Source organism: Roseateles sp. GW821-FHT09H10 (assembly GCF_059415865.1).
Window position 1 is genome coordinate 55,784 of sequence record NZ_JBWKOB010000006.1, and the last position, 14,763, is coordinate 70,546.

Below are 14,763 nucleotides of genomic sequence, written 5' to 3' on the forward strand. Positions count from 1 at the left end.
AATTCAAGGTGCGCTAAGCCGGCGGCACTTCGAGCGGCTCAACGACCTGCGCCGCGAGCCCAGCCTGCAGGTCGGCGAACGCCAGCGGCTTGCTGAACAGCCAGCCCTGGGCGTACTGCACGCCGTGGTCGCGCAGGAAGGCGGCCTGCGCCTCGGTCTCGACGCCCTCGGCAATCATCTCCAGCTTCAGGTCCTTGGCCATCTCGATGATGTGCAGGGCGACCTGGCTGGTGGCCGCCTCGGTGCCGATCTTGTCGACAAAAGACTTGTCGATCTTCAGATAGTCCAGTTCGAAGGTCTCGAGATAGGACAGGCTGGAGTAGCCGGTGCCGAAATCGTCGATGGCGACGCGGATGCCGTCGGCGCGCACCTGCCTGACCATCTCCCGCGCGACGTCGGCGTCCATGAAGCCGCGCTCGGTGGCCTCGACCAGCAGATTGCCGGCCGCCGCGCCGGTCTGCCGCCCCAGCTCGCCCAGCAGCTCCAGCGTGTCGCGCGATTGCAGGTCGGCCGCGGACAGGTTGATGCCGAGGTGGAAATGCGGATGGCGCTTGAACAGCCCGGCGGCATCGCGTCCGGCGAGGCGCAGCACCTCCGCCGTCACGCGCGTGATGAGGCCGCTCTCCTCCGCGACCGGAATGAAGAGGTCAGGCCTGACCAGCTCGCCGCTCGGCCGGCGCCAGCGGATCAGCGCCTCGGCGCCGACCCAGCGCCCCGTCTTCAGGTCGACGATGGGCTGGTAGGCGAGGAAGAACTCCTGGCGGCGCAGCGCTACCTTCAGCACGGCCGGCAGGGCCAGCTGCATGCGCACGGCGCGCAGCAGGGCCCAGACCAGCAGTGCGCTTGCCGCGAGGCCGGCCGGCACCAGCACCAGGGCGGTCGAGCGCGCACGGGCCTCCAGGTGGTGGACGGGCAGCGCGGCCACCACCACCGTCGCATAGCGCGTGGACTTCACGACGGCGACCACCTGCCGCCCCTCGATGAAGCTCGCCTCCTGGCGTCCCTCCAGCGCGTCGATCCAGTCGACGCGGATGGTGCCGCGCGCACTGCGCGTCTGGCGGTTGTCGGGCGTGATGGTCGCGATCGACAGGTCGCCTTCCCGGGTCGACACGTCGATGGGCAGGTCCTTGTGGATGATGGCCGCGAAGCCTTCGCGCTCGACGACGGTGAAGGGCACCCCCTGCGCAAAGGGGAAGACGACGTTGCGACGCACTCTCGAGCCCGTCGACGTCTGAACATCGGGCTTGCCGAGATCGAATTGAACATCGGGGCCCGCGCCTTGCGACGAGCAGATCAGGCGGTCGCCGGACACGCGGCCGATGGCCTGGATGTAGCTTGAGGCCAGATCGATCTTGCGCATCAACGCGAGTTCGGCCGGGCCGCAGGGCTGCGCGCCCGCCTCGGCCAGGCGGGCAATCCCCTGGTAGATCTGGTCGGCCGAGCTGTCCGAACGGTGCAGGGCATCCCGGGCGTAGCCCAGCACGCGGCCCAGCTCGGCTTCTTCACCCTGTCGGTTCGCGATATGCAATGCCAGCAGGATGGGCAGCGCGATCGCCAGCAACCCGGCAATGATGGTGATCAGCGTCGCGGTCGTCTTGGTCATCAGCGGCCTGTGAGCACTCCTGCGGCGGCGATGATGCCATCGGGGGTGTGCATGGCGCGGGTAGTTTTTCCAGCGGGTGTCAGCCGCTGCAGACCTCGACGCCCATGCCGGTGAACCAGGTGTTCTGGTCGGACTCGTGGCCGCCACCGACGGCGTTGTAGTTGACCGTCAGCTCCTCGTCGGCAGCGACATCGCGGATGGCGATGAAGCGCAGCAGCCGGGCATCCGCATCGGCCTCGTAACGCATATTGGCCGGGTTGGCATGGTTGTAGAGGCTGCCATAGCCCAGGGCCAGGCAATGGGTCGACCCGGTGCCGGCCAGCGCGCCCCAGTTGAAGAGCAGCTTGCGGACTTCGCCGGGCACAGAGGCGTAGGAACCAGTAAAGAGCACCACGGGGCAGGCTTCGACGATCTCCCCCTTGGCGTGCGCGCGCACCGCATAGGCGCCGCGGCCCTTGGCGGTGCCGGTGTCCTTGATGTAGACGCTGGGGGAGGAGATGGGCATGGTGGGTCTTTGCTGCGATCTGCGGTTCTAACCCATCCGCCCCTGCAGGCGCAGGCTTCACTGCAACAGGCAGGAACGGGTTCCTTCCGGCGTCAGCGGCTCCCGCGCAGGGTCCTGGCCCGGTCGGATGCGGAACAGCTCGACCTGGCAGGTCCTGCCCAGCAGGGCGTACCTGGCGATATAGGCCTGGCCCGGTTGCGGCACGAAGGAGAAGTCCAGCGAGCACTTGCCGGTCAGGATCCCGCCGCTCACATACCTGACCCAGGTCCGCTCGCCCGAAGGGACGGCCATCTTCCTGAGATCGTCTGCGCCCACCCGCTCCATCGACCCGCAATAGCCCTCCTGACCGACCAGCAGGGTGGTGACGTCACCGACCACGACGAACTGCGAGCGCGGGGCGTCCTGGGCGCTGGCCGTGAAGGTGGCCAGCAGCAGCGCAATGGCGGTGAATAGCTTGGATCGCATGGTGTTCTTCAGGAGGACGTCGTGGTGAGCCCATCCGTCACTTCAGCTCCGCGCCGCACTCGGAGCAGAACTTGGACCTCGAGATGAAGGCGCCCCCTCGGTTGGTTGCACCGCAGGCGTCGCAGAACCGGAAGGAGCGGATGTTGAGCCAAACCGCCCCGACGATCAGCGGGACGAAGGTGTAGAGGGAGGTGATCGGAAAGCCAGCCACCAACGGCACCGCCAGGAAGAGTGTGCCGAGCAGCCCCGCCAGAACGGGGAAGGCCTTTCTCTTGAGGGCTGCATTGCGGCTCCGCCACAAGAACAGGCTCACCATCAGGAAGCCGACCATCAGCGCCATCGCAACGAAATGGGCCTGCGGGGCGTTCGGATCAAAAGTTCGCATCGATGTACTCCCGCCTCCTCCCGTGTCGAGGCCGCGACTATGCCAACAAAGCAAGGGTTCCCCGGCGCATCTAGCCCCGCCCCCTGAGTTCCCTCACCCCCCGCCCCAGCTTGCGCCTCAGCAACGCCCTCAGCGTCACCGCATCCGCATAGCCCACCTGGGCCGCGATAGCCTCGACATCGCTGCGGCTGGTCTGCAGCAGATGCACGGCGCGCTGCACGCGCAGGTCCTGCACATAGGCCAGCGGCGACTTGCCGAGCACGGCCTCCAGCCGGCGCTGCAGCGTGCGCGGGCTGGTCGCCAGCTCGGCCGCCGCGGCGTCGAGTGAAAAACCCTCGGCCAGGTGCTCGCGCGCCCAGCGCTCGAAGCGGGCTACCAGCGGGTCGCTGTGGGCGAGATGGTCGGGGATCACATAGGGAGCCTGCGAGGGCCGCGGATCGACGATGAGGTAGCGGGCCGTCACGGCCGCCAGCTCCGGGCTGACCTGGCGCACCAGCGACAGCGCCAGGTCCATGTGGGCTATTGCCGCCCCGGTGGTGATGAAGTCGCCCGAGGCCACCAGCATGCGTGATTCGTCCAGGCGCACCGCCGGGTAGCGCTCGCGGAACAGCGGGCCCAGCCACCAGGAGACGGTGGCCTCGTGGCCGTCCAGCAGGCCCGACTCGGCCAGCACGAAGCCGCCGATGCAGGCCGCCGCGATGCGCGTGCCGGCGGCATGGCGCTCGCGCAGATGGGCGGTGGCGTCGCGCACCTCGCGCGTGGCCAGGGCCTCGACGAGGGCCGGCGGCATCTTGGCGCCGATGGCGGGCAGCACCAGCCAATCGGCCGCCCCATCGTCCGCCGGCTGCACCGGCACCTGCAGGCCCAGCGCCGTCTGCACGCGGCGGCGCAGGCCGACGACGCGCACGTCGAAGGGCGGCGCCGGCCAGCCCTGGGCGGCAGCCAGCTCGTTGGCGGTGGCCAGGGTGTCGAGAACGGCGGCCAAGCCGGTATCGAAGACGCCGCCAAGGGCCAGGACGGCCATTTTCATGATGGCGTGAATGATATCAAAGTTGTCGTTCGCGACGATACCTCCATGGGCAGCGCCTGCCTAGAGTGCGCAACGTCGATTCCACGACGCCAACCACTCTCAAGGAGTTCCCCATGATCAAGCTCGCCCTGTTCGTCCGCCTCGAAACCCTGCCCGGCAAGGCCGCCGAAGCCCAGGACTTCCTGCACACCGCCCTGGGCATGGCCAACGAGGAAGCGACGACACCGATCTGGTTCGCACTGAAGCTGTCGCCGACGACCTTCGGCGTCTTCGACGCCTTCCACGACGAGGCCGGCCGCCAGCGCCACCTCAGCGGCCCCATCGCCCAGGCGCTGATGAGCAAAGGTCAGGAGCTCTTCGTCTTCCCGCTGAATATCGAGCCCATCGAAGTCCTGGGCCTGAAGAACGCCTGAGCCATGTTCAGCAAGACCTTCTTCGCCGGCTGGGGCGACATGGACAGCAACGCCCATATGCGCAACACCGCCTTCCTCGACCGGGCGGCGGACGTGCGCATGCTGTTCTTCGCCGAAAGCGGCTTCGAGATGAAGGGGTTCGCCGAGCGGCGCCTGGGGCCCGTCATCGCCAAGGACGAAATCGCCTACTTCCGCGAGGTCGGTCTGCTGCAACCCTTCACCGTGACGCTGGTGCTGGCCGGTCTGGCGGCCGACGGCTCGCGCTTCCTGATGCGCAACGACATCCTCGGCGCCGGCGACCGCCTCTGCGCCCGCATCGACAGCACCGGCGGCTGGCTTGACCTGGCGGCGCGCCGGCTGGTCGCGCCGCCGGCCGAGCTGATGGCGGCGCTGAGCACGTTGGAGCGCAGCGCGGACTTTGCCGAGCTGCCGTCCAGCCTGCGTTAGAGCAGGCCGGGGTTGGCCTGCCAGACCGTCCAGGTCAGCACGGAGGCGAAGCCGACCCAGAGCGCGTAGGGCAGCAGCAGCCAGCCCGCCGCGGGGCGGATGCGCCCGAAGGCAAGGGCCGTGGCGATGACGAGGCCGAGCAGCAGCAGCACCTCGCCCATCGCGACGGCGCCGTGGTGCCAGGCGAAGAACAGCCAGGACCACAGTGCATTGGCGCCGAGCTGCACGATGAAGAGGCCCAGGGCGCCGTCCCGGGCCGGCGTCTGCGGCTCGCGCCAGATCAGCCAGGCCGCCACGGCCATCAGCACATAGAGCAGGGACCAGACCGGCCCGAAGACCGCCGCCGGCGGGGCCCAGGACGGCTTGGCGAGCTGCCCGTAGAAGGTCGGCGCCTCGCTGGACGCGATGGCGCCAAGCGCGGCCGCGACAAAGACGATGGCAACCCAGACCAGCAGGCCAACGGCCTGGGCGGAGGTGGAGCGGTGGGACAGCAGCATGGCGTGCCTCCTAACTCTTGAGATCAGCAGTCATGGGGCCACGATAGGGCGCGTGGTGCGGCGGCCGGGACGGCGCAGGCGCGCAATGCCGGTAGGAGGCCACCTACCACCGGCCTCAACGGCGTCCGACCGCCGGCGGCGCGGCGCCTCACTAGAGTGGCCTGACGGGATGGGGCAGACCGCCCCGTCGACGACAGGAGTTGCCATGTCTTTCGCGCTCTACATGTTGGGCTTGGCCGTGCTGCTCGGCGGCGTCGCCTGGGCCTTGATCACCGCCGGCCTGGCAGCCACCTATGTGGCCATCGCCTGCCTCATCGTGGCCGGTGTCGGCATCATGATGGCCGTGTCGCGCACGCGCTTCAAGGATCCCCCGGCCTGAACAGCTCGCTGGTGCGTGCGCCATCGGGTCCATGCGGCCCGCACGCCCTGGCGCCGCTCTCAGCGCGGCGCGGGGCGACGGCAGCGCATCAGCAGGGCCGGGCCGTCGGGTGTGACCACCTCGGCCACGGCCTCGAACCCGGCGGCCGCATAGCAGCGGATGGCGCGCGGGTTGTCCGGCGAGGGGTCGGTCTGTACGACGGTCACGGCCGGGTCTTCGAAGATCCGGTCGACGAAGGCCCTGACCATGGCCCGGCCCACGCCGCGATTCAGCTGGCCCTCGTGCGCCAGGAACTGGTCGATGCCGCGCGCGCCGGGGTCGGTCTCGTCCTCCCACCAGCCGTCACCCGAGCCGAGGACGACGTAGCACTGCAGAAAGCCGACTGCCTCGCCGTCCAGGTGGGCGATGAAGGCCCGCGTCGTGCCGTCGCCGAGGAAGTCCTCGCGCAATTCGTCGATCGGGTCCGCCGGCCCCCACCAGTGGGCGACGTGAGGCCGGCCCAGCCAGCCGTGCAGCATGGGCAGGTCGGCCTCCGCCAGCGGCGTGAATTCGAATGTCATGCCGGTTTGTACCCGCCATTCGCACGCGCCCGCTGCCACTCGCCCCAGCGGCGCCGCCATTCGCCCGCCTGCCCGGCACGCGAGGGTGGCGCAGCCCGAGCATGGCGGCCATGGACATCCGACGCACCCTCCGCGACAACCGCGGCTTCATCCTCTTCCTGCTCAGCTTCGCCCTCTTCCGCACCGCGGTGGCCGACTGGAATCCCATCCCTTCGGGCTCGATGCGGCCGACGCTGCTGGAGGGCGATGTCGTCCTCATCAACCGGCTCGCCTACGACCTCAAGCTGCCCTTGACCGACGTCGTGCTGCTGCCTCTGGGCGAGCCGCAGCGCGGCGACGTCGTCACGCTGAGCTCGCCGGCCGGCGGCACCCGCCTCATCAAGCGCATCGTCGGCCTGCCGGGCGACCGCATCGAGATGCGCGACGACGTCCTCATCCTCAACGGCCGGGCGCTGGGCTATGACAACCGGCAGTCGCGCGGCGAGGCCATCGCGCCGGGCTGGGTCATCGACGCGGTGCGCGCCACCGAACAACTCGAGGGCCGCCCCCACGCCGTGCAGTTCCTGCCGGCCCTGAACTCAAGGCGTAATTTCGCCGAGATCACCGTGCCGGCGGGCGAGTATTTCGTGCTGGGCGACAACCGCAACAACAGCGAGGACTCGCGCTTCATCGGCACCGTGCCGCGCGAGAAGCTGATCGGGCGGGCCCACCATGTCGTCGTGGCGGCGGACTGGCTGGGCGAGGACGGCTGGCGGCTGGCGCCGCGCTTCGAGCGCTGGATCACGGCCATCCGCTGAGCGTGACCCAAGCCACATATTGGCGAGTTCCCGCGATGCCAGGCCCCGGAAGCGGTGTTTTTCGGCAGGCATCGGAACGCTGCCCGGCCTATCTTCACGGCCATGTCGCACCGCCACCGCCGTCCCATCCCCCTGCCCAGCTTCGGCCCGCGCCGCATCGGCCTGGCCGAGGGTTCGACGCGCGTGGTCCTGGATGAGTACTGGACTCCCGAGGACCGGCCCGTGCAGGCCGAACTGCAGCTGCTGGAGCGCTTCTCGGCGCTGATGGCCGCCCAGGGCTGGCCGGCCCATGTGTCGCGCATGGCCTATGACCGCATCTACGCCGGCGAGCGCTTCGGCTTCGCCAAGCGCGTGGGCCGGGGTGAACTGCCCGGCCTGGCCCGGGAACTGATCGCCTGCTGGCGCGCCAGCCGCAGCGAGCCGGTAAAGGGCTGACTCAGCCGCAGCCTGCCCTCATCCTGTTGCTACCCTTTCGCCGATCACGACAGGAGTCGCGACGAGAACAGGGAGAGCCGGATGATCGTTCCCAGCTATTGGGCTGAGGCACATACCTCTTTGACGGTGAAAGGCCGTCGCATGACGCTGCGCCGCTTTGGCTGGTCAGACGAATGCCAGGCCGACGCGCAGACGCAGGCCGAACTGCGCGTCGCCGAGGCCGCTCAACTTGCCGCCAGTGGACAGGCCGTCCAGCACCGCGAAAAAAAGCTGGCCTACAACGGCGCGGAAGGCATCCCCATCCGGGAAGAAGTGTTGAGCCGCCACGGCGAGGCGGTCATCACGCGCAACGCCTATGGGGCGCGCTGCCTCAACGTGCCGGACATGCTGATCGCCGATGTGGACCACGGCTCCAAGCTGGATTGGCGACTCCAGTGGGCCAGCCGCGCGGCGATCCCCGTGATCGCCGGGCTGCTGCTGTTGACGGACCTCGGCTGGATGGCGATCTTCGGGATTCTTGTTGTCGCGATCTTCGGCAAGCTGCTGCTGGATCGGGCTTTGCATTGGCTGGCAGACCAGCTGGAGCCGCCGGCGGCGCGTGCACGTCGCCTCGTTGCCGACTTCCTTGCCCATCACCCCGATTGGCGCCTGAGGGTGTATCGCACGCCCGCGGGCTTGCGCCTGATCGCGACGCACGCCCGTTTGTCGCCGACCTCCGAAGCGACGCGAGCCTTTTTCCATGCCGTTGACGTGGACCCGGTCTACGCGCGGATGTGCCTGCAACAGCACTGCTTCCGCGCCCGTCTCTCGGCCAAGCCTTGGCGTGCCGGCATCAAGGACCACCTGAAACCCAGGCCAGGTGTCTGGCCCATCCGGCCGGAGCGCATGTCGACCCGCGCCGCCTGGGTGGAACGCTACGAAAGCGCGGCGGCCGGCTATGCCGCATGCCGGTATGAAGAGACGCTGGGTGCTGGCGTCGAGGATGAGGGCCTCCTGACGTGGGTTGCGCTGCACGATGCCGACTCCGCCGCCTTGATCACCACCCGGCCGCTCGCCTGAACGCCCTCACTCCTCCCAGCGAAACCGCCACACCGCGATCAGCGCGAACGCCGCGCTGAAGGCCAGCATCACGCCGCTGGGCAGCAGGGCCTCGGCAAAGGGCTGGCCGCGCCAGGTCATGGCGTCCAGCGCATCGACGGCCCAGCGGGTCGGCACGGCCAGCGACACCGTCTGGAGCCATTCCGGGAAGATGAAGGCCGGCACCCAGGCGCCGCCAAGCATGACCATCAAGAGCGTCGCCAGGATGGCCAGGCCGCGCGTGGCCTCGGGCGCGCGGCCCAGGGCCGCGACGAGCAGGCCGAAGCTGGCCGTCAGCAGCGAGAAGCAGACCAGCACCAGCGCAAAGCCGGCCGGGCTGCCCAGCACGCGCACGCCGAAGGCCGCGATGGCGACGACATAGATCACCGCGAAGACCACCAGCGAGATCAGCGTGCTGGCCAGGATGCGGCTGCCCAGCAGCTGGGCGCGCGACAGCGGGGCCGCGCGCAGCCGCTTCCACAGCCCCAGGCGGCGCATCAGCAGCAGTCCCACCGCCAGGTCGACGCCGCTCATCAGGATGAACTGCACGCCCATGCCGGCAAAGGAGTGGGCATAGCTGTTGTAGGCCACCGGCGCCTCGTTGGCGCTGGACTGCACGGCCTCGACCTCGCGTGTCGTGTAGGGCATGGACAGGCCGCCCGCCTGCGGCGCCGAGGCGGCGGCAGCCCCCGCTTCACTGCGCTGCACCTGGCTGATGGCGTCGAACATCTTCACCAGGGCGGCGCGCTGTTCGGCCGGCATGCCGGGCGCCCCGCTGACCTGCTTCTGCATGTCACCCATCGCGGCCGGGCTGAAGCCTTCGCGGCTGACCTCCTGCATGACGGTCTGGGCGAGCAGGCCCCGCACGACGGCCAGGGCGCTGGCCTGGGAGGGATCGAAATGCAGGGCGATCTCGGGCTTGCGGCCGGCGCCGAACAGGGCCTGCCCGGCCTGCTGGCCCAGGCCCGCCGGCAGGATGGCGACGGCGCGCAGCTTGCCGGCGCGCACCTGGGCCAGCAGTTCGGCCTCCTCGCCCACCGTCGTCTTCAGCGACGACTCGGCCTGCAGGGCTGCGACGACGCGCTGCGACAGCGGGCTGTGGTCCTGGTCGACGACACCGACAGGGATGCCGGCCATCTTGCTGCCGCTGCCGAACAGGCTGCCGAAGAAGGCGGCGATGAGGATGGGCGCGACGATGCTCATCAGCACGGCGCGGCGGTTGGAGAAGTGCAGCTTGATCTCTGCACGGACGAGGGCGAGCAGGGCTTGCATGTCGGTCCCTTCAGTCGCGCAGGGCGCGGCCGGTGAGTTGCAGGAAGACGTCTTCGAGGGTGACGCGCGCCGACGCCAGGCCGCGCACCTTGATGCCGCGCTGGGCCAGCGCGGCCAGCATCGGGCCGGTGTCGCGGCCGAGGTCGCCGACGCTGATGTCCAGGCGCTGGCCCGTGCGCGTGACGCCGGCCAGGCCTTGCAGCGCCATGTCGTCCGGCTCGCCATCGATCTCGACCTGCAGCAGCTGCGAGGCCGGCAGCAGTGCGAACAGCTGGGCCTGGGTGCCGCTGGCGACGACGCGGCCATGGTCGATGACGACGATGCGGTCGGCCAGGCGCTCGGCCTCTTCCATGTAGTGGGTCGTGTAGATCAGCGCCTTGCCGGCGCGCTTGAGCATCTCGAGGTTGTCGAAGATGGCATTGCGGCTCTGCGGGTCGACGCCGGCAGTGGGCTCGTCGAGCAGGAGGATCTCGGGGTCGTGGATCAGCGCACAGGCGATGTTGAGGCGCCGCTTCATGCCGCCGGAAAAGGTCGACGGCTTGTCCTTGGCGCGGTCGCTCAGCCCGACCATGGCCAGCACCTCGTCGCTGCGCCGCTTCAGCAGCTCGGGCGCCATCCCGTAGAGAGCGCCGAAGAGCTCGACGTTCATGCGCGCCGGCAGCTCCTCGTAGAGCGCGATGTCCTGCGGCACCAGGCCGATGCGGCGCTTGTAGCCGGCCTCGTCCGAGGCCAGGCTGACGCCGCCGGACAGGGTCACGGCGCCCGCATCGGGCACCGTCAGGCCGCAGATCATGCCCACCGTCGTCGATTTGCCGGCGCCGTTGGGCCCGAGCAGGCCCAGCACCTCGCCCGGCCGCAGCGCGAGGCTGACCTCGTGCACCGCCGTCCTGTCGCCATAGGCCTTGCGCAGGCCGCTCGCCACCAGTACCTCGTTCATGCCGCCCTCCCATCAAGCTGGCCGCATGCTAGGACGGGCGCCCCGGCGTGCCGAGCGGGCTGCGATGGATGGCGAGGGCGCCGCGCCAATCGACAGCCGGCGGCGTGAACGGCCAGGCCTGCCGCCGGGGCAAACCTGCACATGAATCCGGGGACGGCGGTGGATTGCCGGCGCCACGGCCGAGGCGCTAGCGTGTCGCCCCATGCCGCCCCTGCCCCAGGCCAGCCCGCCCGACGACGACCTGCAGCACTGGTGCCGCGCCAGCGGCATCCCGGGGCGGCCCCAGCTGTGCCTGGGGCCGCTGCCGGGCTCCGACGCCGGCGTGGTGCGCTGGTCGGCCCGCGAGCCGGACATGGCGCTGAAGACAGTGCATCCCCACCCGGGCCGCTACCGCATCGCCGTCATGCTGGAGCCGCTGGAATCGCAGATCTGGGTGGCGGGCCGGGCCGTCTGGGGCGGGCTGATCGCGGCCAACCGCTTTCGCATCTGCGCGCCGGGCGCCCGCCAGGACTGGCGGCGTCTGTCAGGCTGCGACATCGTCAACATCTTCATCCCCGAGGCCACCGTCGAAGCGCTGGCCACCGAGCACGGCGGCGTGCCGCGCACGCTGGCCAGTACCGGCTTCGCCGCGGACCGCATGGTCGTGGAGCTGGCCTGGAAGCTGGCCGAGGCCGAACGGCTGGCCGGCCCGCTGGCGCCGCGTTTCTGCGACGGTATCGTGCAGACGCTGCTGGCCTATCTGCTGGAGGCCTACAGCCATGCCGCCAGCCCGCCGGCCGGCCATGGTGGGCTGGGGCATGCACGGCTCGTGCGGCTCAAGGCCTTCATCGCCGAGCGGCTGCACGACGCCATCGCCAACGCCGACCTGGCCGCCCTGTGCTGCATGAGCGAGTCCCACTTCGCCCGCGAGTTCCAGCGCAGCGTGGGCGTCTCGCCGCACCGCTTCGTCACCCAGCAGCGGCTGCAGCGCGCCCAGAAGCTGCTGCGCGAGGGCCGCGAGCCCGTGGCCGCCATCGCGGCGGCCTGCGGGTTTCGCAGCGCCAGCCACCTGTCGCGCGTGTTCGCCCAGCACGTCGGGCAGCCGCCGGGTGCGTGGCGGGCCACGCAATCTGAGCCACGTTGAGTCCGTAGTACCCGGGAATTCGCGGGCCGAGCGCCGGGCCTGCCATGGGCCAGAGGCCCATGGCCTTCCGTCCGACTCCAGTTCGCCTAGCCGGCCCGCCTTGGGCGATGTGCTTGTCGGTCGAACCGGCAAGCATCGCCGTCCCCTCGGGGGACCGGTCAAGGTGCTCCTTGGACGAGAGGCTCTATTTCGGGAAGTTGTAGGTCAGCGTGAACGAGCCCGCGCCCGAAACGCTGTAGACACCGGCGATGTAATAGCCGGCGGGTCCCGTGTAGCTCAGGCTGTCGTTGCTGCCGGTCTGATTGCTGCGCGCCACCTGGGTCCAGGCGTTGTTGACCCAGCGGTAGAGCAGCAGATCGAAGTTGCTCCCCGCCGGGCCGGCGAGCGACATCTTGAAGCTGCCCCCCTGGGCGCTGCTCACATAGTTGCCGCCAGGCTGGTAGCTGATGGCGCCGCTGCCGCTCAGCGAACCGGTGACCTGCGCGCCCGTGCCCGGGTCTCCACCGCCCGGCGCATAGCTGTTGAACACCGCCGCGGCACGGCGCTCGTTGACGGCGTGCCAGGGCTGGCCGAGCTGGCGCATGCGCGAGTTCTCGGTGGGCCGGTAGACGCCGCTGGTGCAGTAGTTGGCGCCCTGGAACAGGCCCACCGTGCCATTGGCATAGCTGCCCGGCTGGGTGGGCACGGCGGTACTGGCGGCGATGAGGTCGCGCCATTTCACGCTGTTGCGCGAGGAGGCCATCGTGACATTGACGGCGCTGGGCTCGCTGCTCGTGCCGCAGCTGCCGTAGTCGTACTCGTCGGCAAGCTGGAAGGCGCTGTGGCCGATCTCGTGCAGCGCGATCTCGATGGCCTGGGGATGCATGGTCATGGTGCCCATCACGCCGAAGCTGGCGCCGCCATAGGTCTGGGTGTTGGCCACGACGATGACGATGTCGCGGCCGTCGGCCGGCGCCACCTGGCCGACGGTGGACATCACCGTCGTTTCATTGGCGCACACCAGCCGCGCCATGCCGTAGCAGCCGACCACCGTGCCCAGCGCGGTGTTGCGCGTGACGCCGTTCTCGGTGACGCCGGACTGCGGGCTGGCGACGTCGACGCGGCGCAGATTGAACTGCTGCTTGTGCGCGGCGAACAGCGGGTCGGCCAGCAGGCCGTTGGCGACCTTGGCGGCATCCGCCTGCCACTTGCCCAGCTCGGCGGCGGTGTAGCCGTCACCGATCAGCACGATGTCCATGCGCGCGCCGGTGGCGCCGCTCTGCCACAGCCAGGCCGAACCGCTGGGCGCGGCGGCGGCGCGCACGCGGCCGGTCGTGGCGGCATCGATATCGGCCCGCGTGAGGCGCAGCATCGGCGTCTGCGCATCAACTGCGGCGCTCATCGCGCGGCCTTCGCGCAGCGCCTGGGCGTGCGTGGGCTGGCGCTCCAGCACGTCCACGCTGGCCAGCGCTGCGGCGTCCGGCACCCGCAGCTCCACCACGCCGCCCTGGCGCGCCAGGGCGCGCGCCTCGACAACACGGCCGGTGCGCGGATCGAAAGTTTCTGCATGCAGCGTGGCGGCGCTTCTCACCGCGCGGCGGAACAGCTCGCGGCCCTGGGCATCGCGGCCTACCAGCACCAGGTCGCCGGCCAGGGCCTCGGCGTCGGCCTGCGCGGGCTGGGCCGCGAAACCGCCGCGCTCGGCGTGCAGCAGTTCGACCTGGCTGGGGCCGGCCTGGCGCAGGCGCAGCAGCAGCGCGTCGGCCTGCGCCAGGGCGGGCGCCGCCGCCAGTGCGGCGACCAGGGCGAGGCGATTGAGTGGGAATGGACGGGCATTCAGGTGCGGCATGGCACGGCTCCTAGCAACGGCGGACGGAGGGCCGCCGGCTGCAACGCAGGCGCCGGCGGGCCAGGCCGTTAGGGCCAGGCGGCGCGATGCTAGGCAGCGCGACCCGCCGCGATGCGGTCCGCGCTCAGCGATTGGCGGATTCCTGCAAGGACAGCAGATTCCTGCAGTCCTTCCGCGGCGGTGCGAAGCGGTGATGCAACGCAAACAAGATCAAAACACCATTCCAAATTTCGTGAATTGGCGGACCAATATTTGGAGCGCACTGCCACGGTGCGGCCTACCAAAAAAATCGATCAGCGTCACAGTTAGGGAGATGCGAAAACAGCAACAGGCGTTACGTTCCGCTACCTCGTCGAAGCCTTCTGTTGACTTGCAACGGCGATGATTTCAAAGTTTCCAGGTACGCCTTTTGCCCTGATGTTTCTCCGCCGTCTCAACCTCGACTCCGATGCCGACCGTCGCATCGCGTCGGATCTGTTTTTGTCCAATCCCGGCTACGAGCTGGAGAACTATGGCCGCCTGCCGAGTGCCGAGACGGCCGAGCCGCTGTGGCAGCGTTTCCCTGCCGAGTGCGCCCCCGAACACCGCCTCACCTTCGCCGCCTTCGAGCATGACCAGCCCATAGGCTTGGTCCAGGTCGGCCTGCACGCGCCCACGCGCGACTGCGCGGCCCTGATGCTGCTGCTGGTGCCCCAGCAGTTCCAGCAGCGTCATATCGGCTGCGAGATCGTCGAGCGGCTGAGCAAGCAGGCGCGGCGCTGGGAAGACATCGCGAACTGGTACATCACGGTGGTGGAGTCCAACACCCGCGCCCTCGCCTTCTGGCGGCACTGCGGCTTCCGCACCAAGACCCAGGGCCTGGCCTGCGAAGGCTTTGCGGCCCCCGTCACGCTGATGACGCGCGCCATCAAGGCGCGCCCCGCCTGCCAGCATTCGCGCGCGCCTGAAAACGCCAGCCAGGTCATCGCCCGGCATCTGTTCGCGCGCCTGACCTGATCAGGCCGCGCCGG

The 14,763-nt window shown here is 69.7% G+C and carries 18 protein-coding genes; 8 read left to right on the forward strand and 10 right to left on the reverse strand.

Going from position 1 to position 14,763, the window contains the following annotated elements; translation table 11 throughout:
* Positions 1–13: 13 nt before the first annotated feature.
* From AC07OY_RS24070 to AC07OY_RS24090, 5 genes are all read right to left on the reverse strand, one after another.
* A complete protein-coding gene (locus tag AC07OY_RS24070) occupies positions 14–1,603 on the reverse strand; it encodes an EAL domain-containing protein (protein ID WP_495045112.1) in 1,590 nt (529 codons plus the stop codon).
* Between the two features lie 79 nt (positions 1,604–1,682).
* Positions 1,683–2,108: an SET domain-containing protein-lysine N-methyltransferase gene (locus AC07OY_RS24075; RefSeq protein WP_495045113.1), complete on the reverse strand. Its 426-nt coding sequence runs from the start codon at positions 2,106–2,108 to the stop codon at positions 1,683–1,685.
* A 57-nt stretch (positions 2,109–2,165) separates the two neighbouring features.
* Positions 2,166–2,573, reverse strand: coding sequence for a hypothetical protein (locus AC07OY_RS24080; RefSeq protein ID WP_495045114.1), 408 nt, complete (start codon positions 2,571–2,573; stop codon positions 2,166–2,168).
* Positions 2,574–2,610: 37 nt separating this feature from the next.
* A complete protein-coding gene (locus AC07OY_RS24085; RefSeq protein ID WP_495045115.1) occupies positions 2,611–2,958 on the reverse strand; it encodes a zinc ribbon domain-containing protein in 348 nt (115 codons plus the stop codon).
* 70 nt (positions 2,959–3,028) lie between these two features.
* On the reverse strand, positions 3,029–3,988 hold the full coding sequence (locus tag AC07OY_RS24090) for a GlxA family transcriptional regulator (protein WP_495045116.1): 960 nt from the start codon (positions 3,986–3,988) through the stop codon (positions 3,029–3,031).
* A gap of 113 nt (positions 3,989–4,101) precedes the next feature.
* Between AC07OY_RS24090 and AC07OY_RS24095 the strand changes: the two genes are divergently transcribed.
* Complete coding sequence (locus AC07OY_RS24095; protein ID WP_495045117.1) at positions 4,102–4,401, forward strand: putative quinol monooxygenase; 300 nt, start codon at positions 4,102–4,104, stop codon at positions 4,399–4,401.
* A 3-nt stretch (positions 4,402–4,404) separates the two neighbouring features.
* Entirely contained in the window at positions 4,405–4,848 is a 444-nt protein-coding gene (locus tag AC07OY_RS24100) for a thioesterase family protein (protein ID WP_495045118.1), read from the forward strand.
* Here AC07OY_RS24100 and AC07OY_RS24105 read toward each other — a convergent pair.
* Positions 4,845–5,345: a TspO/MBR family protein gene (locus AC07OY_RS24105; protein WP_495045119.1), complete on the reverse strand. Its 501-nt coding sequence runs from the start codon at positions 5,343–5,345 to the stop codon at positions 4,845–4,847. The genes AC07OY_RS24100 and AC07OY_RS24105 overlap by 4 nt on opposite strands.
* Before the next feature lie 205 nt (positions 5,346–5,550).
* On the opposite strand from AC07OY_RS24105, the gene AC07OY_RS24110 reads away from it, so the two are divergent.
* Positions 5,551–5,724 (forward strand): hypothetical protein, encoded by a 174-nt coding sequence (locus tag AC07OY_RS24110; RefSeq protein ID WP_495045120.1) that lies wholly within the window; start codon positions 5,551–5,553, stop codon positions 5,722–5,724.
* 59 nt (positions 5,725–5,783) lie between these two features.
* Here the strand turns inward: AC07OY_RS24110 and AC07OY_RS24115 are convergent, their stop codons facing one another.
* A complete protein-coding gene (locus tag AC07OY_RS24115; RefSeq protein WP_495045121.1) occupies positions 5,784–6,284 on the reverse strand; it encodes a GNAT family N-acetyltransferase in 501 nt (166 codons plus the stop codon).
* Between the two features lie 110 nt (positions 6,285–6,394).
* Between AC07OY_RS24115 and lepB the strand changes: the two genes are divergently transcribed.
* From lepB to AC07OY_RS24130, 3 genes are all read left to right on the forward strand, one after another.
* Positions 6,395–7,081: a signal peptidase I gene (gene lepB / locus AC07OY_RS24120; RefSeq protein WP_495045122.1), complete on the forward strand. Its 687-nt coding sequence runs from the start codon at positions 6,395–6,397 to the stop codon at positions 7,079–7,081.
* A 102-nt stretch (positions 7,082–7,183) separates the two neighbouring features.
* Positions 7,184–7,516, forward strand: coding sequence for a hypothetical protein (locus AC07OY_RS24125; protein ID WP_495045123.1), 333 nt, complete (start codon positions 7,184–7,186; stop codon positions 7,514–7,516).
* 81 nt (positions 7,517–7,597) lie between these two features.
* A complete protein-coding gene (locus tag AC07OY_RS24130; RefSeq protein WP_495045124.1) occupies positions 7,598–8,575 on the forward strand; it encodes a hypothetical protein in 978 nt (325 codons plus the stop codon).
* Positions 8,576–8,581: 6 nt separating this feature from the next.
* Here the strand turns inward: AC07OY_RS24130 and AC07OY_RS24135 are convergent, their stop codons facing one another.
* Positions 8,582–9,865 (reverse strand): ABC transporter permease, encoded by a 1,284-nt coding sequence (locus AC07OY_RS24135; RefSeq protein WP_495045125.1) that lies wholly within the window; start codon positions 9,863–9,865, stop codon positions 8,582–8,584.
* A gap of 10 nt (positions 9,866–9,875) precedes the next feature.
* Positions 9,876–10,802 (reverse strand): ABC transporter ATP-binding protein, encoded by a 927-nt coding sequence (locus AC07OY_RS24140; protein WP_495045126.1) that lies wholly within the window; start codon positions 10,800–10,802, stop codon positions 9,876–9,878.
* A 202-nt stretch (positions 10,803–11,004) separates the two neighbouring features.
* Here AC07OY_RS24140 and AC07OY_RS24145 point away from each other — a divergent pair, with 202 nt between their 5' ends.
* Positions 11,005–11,925, forward strand: coding sequence for a helix-turn-helix domain-containing protein (locus AC07OY_RS24145; RefSeq protein ID WP_495045127.1), 921 nt, complete (start codon positions 11,005–11,007; stop codon positions 11,923–11,925).
* 184 nt (positions 11,926–12,109) lie between these two features.
* On the opposite strand, the gene AC07OY_RS24150 is transcribed toward AC07OY_RS24145, so the two are convergent.
* Positions 12,110–13,753: a M64 family metallopeptidase gene (locus AC07OY_RS24150; RefSeq protein WP_495045128.1), complete on the reverse strand. Its 1,644-nt coding sequence runs from the start codon at positions 13,751–13,753 to the stop codon at positions 12,110–12,112.
* Positions 13,754–14,170: 417 nt separating this feature from the next.
* Here AC07OY_RS24150 and AC07OY_RS24155 point away from each other — a divergent pair, with 417 nt between their 5' ends.
* A complete protein-coding gene (locus AC07OY_RS24155) occupies positions 14,171–14,749 on the forward strand; it encodes a GNAT family N-acetyltransferase (RefSeq protein ID WP_495045129.1) in 579 nt (192 codons plus the stop codon).
* Positions 14,750–14,763: the final 14 nt, after the last annotated feature.